This is a genomic window from Siccirubricoccus phaeus, from assembly GCF_008360935.1.
In the GTDB taxonomy this organism is placed as follows: domain Bacteria; phylum Pseudomonadota; class Alphaproteobacteria; order Acetobacterales; family Acetobacteraceae; genus Siccirubricoccus; species Siccirubricoccus phaeus.
On the sequence record NZ_SRXO01000048.1, the window covers coordinates 1 to 4380 of the forward strand.

Genomic DNA, 4380 nt, shown 5'->3' on the forward strand with positions numbered 1-4380 from the left:
CGCCTAAACACAGCATGCTCTAGAGCAGATCGCCGGAGGGCGGCATCGCCCGGAGGCGTGAATCTGCTCTACAAACCCATAAGCTAGAGCGGTTTCGCGCTGCACAGTCAGCGTGAAACCGCTCTAGGGGCTGAAAACTCGGACCGGGGTCCGGGGCCAGGTCCTGGCCCTGGCGGGGGTGCAGGGGCAGAGCCCCTGCCAGGGGGCAAGGGGGCGGAGCCCCCCTTCACGCCGCCGCCACCGCCTCCACCGCCGGCCGCGCCGCCAGGCTGCGCGCCGCGGGCAGCTCGATCCGGCATTCCAGCCCTTCCGGCAGCCAGTTCTGCACCAGGCTGCCGCCGAGCTGCCGGCGGATGGTCGCTTCCATCACCCTGGTGCCGAAGCCGCGCTTTTCCGGCGGGCGCAGCAAGGTGGGGCCGCCGCCTTCCTGCCACAGCAGCCTCAGCCCGCCCGGGCCGGCGGACCAGGCAATGCGCAGCTCCCCCGCCCGGACCGAGAGCGCGCCGTATTTCGCGGCGTTGGTCGCCAGCTCGTGCAGCGCCATGGAGAGCGGCTGCACCGCGTTGCTGGCCAGCGCCACCCGCGGCCCCTCAATGCGGCAGAGCGGCCCGCCCGTGCCGTCCAGCAGGAAAGGGGCGAGCGTCGCCCGCACCAGCTCCTCGAGATCCGCCGAGCGCCAGCCGGACTCGGAGAGCAGCGCCATGGCCTGGGCCAGCGCGCCGATCCGCCCGCCCACCTCCTGCACATGCTCCGCCACCGTCTCGGCCCGGGAAAGGCGCAGCGCCGCCTGCGCCGTCGCCAGCACGTTCTTGGCGCGGTGGTTGATCTCGCCCAGCAGCAGGTCCCGCCGCGCCTCGGCCTCGCGCTGCTCGGTGATGTCCTGCACCGTCACCACCACCCGGTGCGGCTCCCCGGGCAGCGGGGCGGAGGCGATGCGGACCGGCAGGCGGGTGCCGTCCGGGCGCTCGTAATCCTTCTCATAGGGCGTCCACCAGCCGCGCTGCCGCGCCTCCTCGATGGCGCGCTGGTCGGAAGGGGCATGTTCCGCCGGCGTCCGCATGCGCAGATGCCAGGGCAGGGCGCCGTTGGCCTGGCCCGTCATCTCCCGCAGCCGGTCATTCACCGCCAACACCTCGCCGGTCGCCCAGTCAAAGATCGCCATGCCGATGACCCGGCTGTCGAACACCGCGCGGAAGCGGGTTTCCGCCGCCCGGGCGCGTTCCGCCGCCTGGCGCTCCGCCGCTTCCCGCAGCAGCGCGGCCTCGGCCGCCGCTGCCGCCTCGGTGCGCCGCAGCGCCAGCCAGGCGAGCCCGGCCAGCAGCAGGATGATCGGCGTGCCCACCGCGAGCTGCTGCAGCAGCGTCGCCCGCCAGTGCGCCGCGATCAGCGCGATCGGCCGGCCGACCGTGACGTAGAGCGGCAGCCCGGCGATCCGGTGGAAGGCGATCAGCCTTTCCCAGCGCCCCGCTTCCTCGCCGAGGCCAAGGGTGATGCCGACATAGGTGCCGCTCCGCGCCTCCTGCTGCATGAAGCGGTGCAGCGGGCTGACCGGCGGGATGCGGGGCAACGGCCCTTCCAGCACCGGCGTGCGGACCAGCACCTCGCCATCCCGCCGCACCAGGGCGGTGACGTCACCGCCATCGTCGAGCGCGAGCAGGCCTTCCGCCACCCGGTTCGGGTTGATGGAAACGGCGATGGCGCCGTCGAAGGCTTCCTCCGGCAGGCCGTTGCCGCTGCCGCTGCGGCGCAGGCTGAGCGAGTAGAACAGCATGCGGTTCACCCGGCCGATATCGACCGGGGCGATCTGCACGGCCTGGGAAGGCGCGTCCCGCGCCAGCCGCATCCATTCCCGCTCCGAATGGTCCACGTCCCGCGGCGCCGGGTAGAGGGTGGCGGAAACCAGCAGCCGGCCATTCCGGTCCGCGACATGGATGGATTGCACCAGATCCGTCTGCGCGACGATCGCGGCGAGGGCGGCATGCAGCTCCGCCTCCCGCGCGCGGATCTCCGCATCGCTCAGCCCGCGCAGCTTCTCATTGGCGGAGATGCCGGCGAAGCGCTGCGCCTCGATCACCCTGAGGGCGTATTCGGCGGAGGCCTGGGCGCCGCGGCCCAGCGCCCGTTCCGCATCCGCCCAGGCGGCGCGCCAGCCGAACCAGGCGAAGGCAGCGAGGCCGAGGGCGGGCAGCAGCACGGAACCGACCAGGACGGCGTGCAGCCAGTTCCAGCGCCGCCGCGGGGCGGAGCGCGCCGCCGGGGACGGCGGATTCGGCCATGCCATGGTCCATGGCATCGTCCTGGCTCCCGCATCGCAAGGCACCACCTGGCCCGGGCGGGGCGCGCCCGCCGGCCCCGGCCGGCCTGCAGGCCGTGCCTTGGGACTCCTGTTCAGCCAGCCGCAGCCTGGCCGGAACGGTGCCGTTCCGGTCCGGCTTCGGCTGCGCCGGGAAGGTTGCCCGCCACCCTAACGGCGGGTGGCGCGGCTGTCATCGACATGCAAGGAAAGGCTACGGCCCTTCCGCCGGCATCGTCCTGCGTGACATGCTGCCGCAAACCCCCAACGACAAGGAAGGTGGAGAGAGACATGCCTGATGCCCTGCCCGTGACCGCAACCCCGGCTGCCGGGCATCCCGGCGCGAAACACCCGGATTGGGCGAGCTTCGCCGCCGGCGCCATCGTGGAACGCTTCGCCGATGCCATCGTTGCCGGCGGCGCCCGGACGCCCTTCGTGGACTACAACGGCGCTCTGGCCCTGGTCTCGCCGACCGATCTCGGCATCCATGCGGCGCGCGCGGCGCTGGCGCGGAGCGGCATCGCCGGCGCGGCGCTGGGCGCCACCATTGCGGGGAATTGCGCCCAGGCGAGCTTCGACGCCCTGTTCTTCGCCCGGCATATCGGCCTCTACGCCGGCATGCGGAACGACCGGCCGGCGCATGGCGTGCAGCGGCTCTGCACCACCGGCTTCGAGGCCATTGCCCAGGCGGCGCGGATGACCAGCGAGGGCCAGGCGCAGGCGGTGCTGGCGGTGGGCACGGAGAGCATGAGCCGCACGCCGGTCGCCGCCTTCACCCATCGCAGTGGCTTCGCGCTGGGGCAGGTGGAGTTCAAGGATTTCCTCTGGGAGAGCCTGCTGGACACCGCGGCGGGCACGGCGATGGGCGGCACGGCGGAGAATCTCGCCCGGCTGCACGGCATCAGCCGGGAGGAGACGGATGAATATGCCGCGGAAAGCTTCGCCCGCGCCCTGGCCGCGCAGCAGGCCGGCCATTTCGCCGCGGAGATCGCGCCGGTGACGGAGGCGGTGTTCGAGGCGGAGGGCCTCAAGCCGCGCAAGCTCGCCCTGCCGCGCAAGGCTGGGGAGCAGGCGGTGGACACGCATGTCCGGCCGACGCCGGTGGAGGTGCTGGCCAAGCTCCGCCCGGTCTTCGGCGGGGTGCAGACCGGCGGCAACAGCAGCGCCATCGTGGACGGCGCGGCGGCGGTGGTGGTGACGACGGCGAAGGCGGCGGCGGAGGGCGGCGCGGCGCCGCTCGGCCGGGTGCTGGGCGCCGCCTCGGCGGGCGTGCCGCCGGAGGTGATGGGCATCGGGCCGGTGCCGGCGACGCTGGCGCTGCTGGCGCGGTTCGACCTCACCGTCGCGGATATCGACCTGTTCGAGATCAACGAGGCCTTCGGTGCCCAGGCGGAGGCGGTGCGGCGGACGCTCGGCGTGCCGCGGGACCGGTTCAACGTGAATGGCGGGGCCATTGCGTTCGGCCACCCGCTGGCGGCGACGGGCGTGCGCTGCGTGCACTCCCTGCTGCTGGAACTGCAGCGGCGGGGGGCGAAGCGCGGCATTGCCGGGGCCTGCGCCGGCGGCGGGCAGGGGATGGCGGTGCTGGTGGAGCTGGCCTGAACGCGGCGCGGCGACCGGGGCGCCGCCCGAAGAGCAATAGCCGATCAGGCGGCATTACCTGATCGGATTTCTTGCTCTGGAAGATATAACGTCCGGAGCAACTTATTCTCCGATCTGACGGATCACGAGGTGATCCGTCAGATCGGAGGCTGCTCTGGTGTCCTGCCCGCGAAGTTCGCTGGCTTTCCAGCGAACGCAGCGGACAGGCAGGCCACTGAAAACAAAAGCTAGCGGCCCGAGAACGAAGTCCGCAGGACTGCGGCATCGGGACACTAGAGCGTGATCGGTTGAGGTCGACCGAAACCGTGAATCACGCGACCGAACAATGGGCTAGAGCGGGGCGGGTGAGCGCAGCTCAACCGATCCCGCTCTAGGGTCTGTTGAGATTTAGCGTGAGTGGATCACGGTGGTGGCGAGGTAGATCATCGCGGCGAAGCTCTGGTCGGTCTTTTCGCTGCGCATGGCGATGCGCTTGAAGTCCTTCA

Annotated in this window: 2 protein-coding genes; one reads left to right on the forward strand and one right to left on the reverse strand. The window is 71.9% G+C overall.

The genetic code is table 11. From position 1 onward, the window contains the following. Positions 1–226: 226 nt before the first annotated feature. Positions 227–2281 carry an HWE histidine kinase domain-containing protein gene (locus E5N76_RS29215; RefSeq protein ID WP_187830487.1) on the reverse strand — a complete coding sequence of 685 codons (2055 nt, stop codon included), beginning with the start codon at positions 2279–2281 and terminating at the stop codon, positions 227–229. A 303-nt stretch (positions 2282–2584) separates the two neighbouring features. On the opposite strand from E5N76_RS29215, the gene E5N76_RS29220 reads away from it, so the two are divergent. After that, positions 2585–3895, forward strand: a complete 1311-nt coding sequence (locus tag E5N76_RS29220) for a thiolase family protein (protein WP_149541504.1) — start codon at positions 2585–2587, stop codon at positions 3893–3895. The last annotated feature ends 485 nt before the right edge of the window (positions 3896–4380 follow it).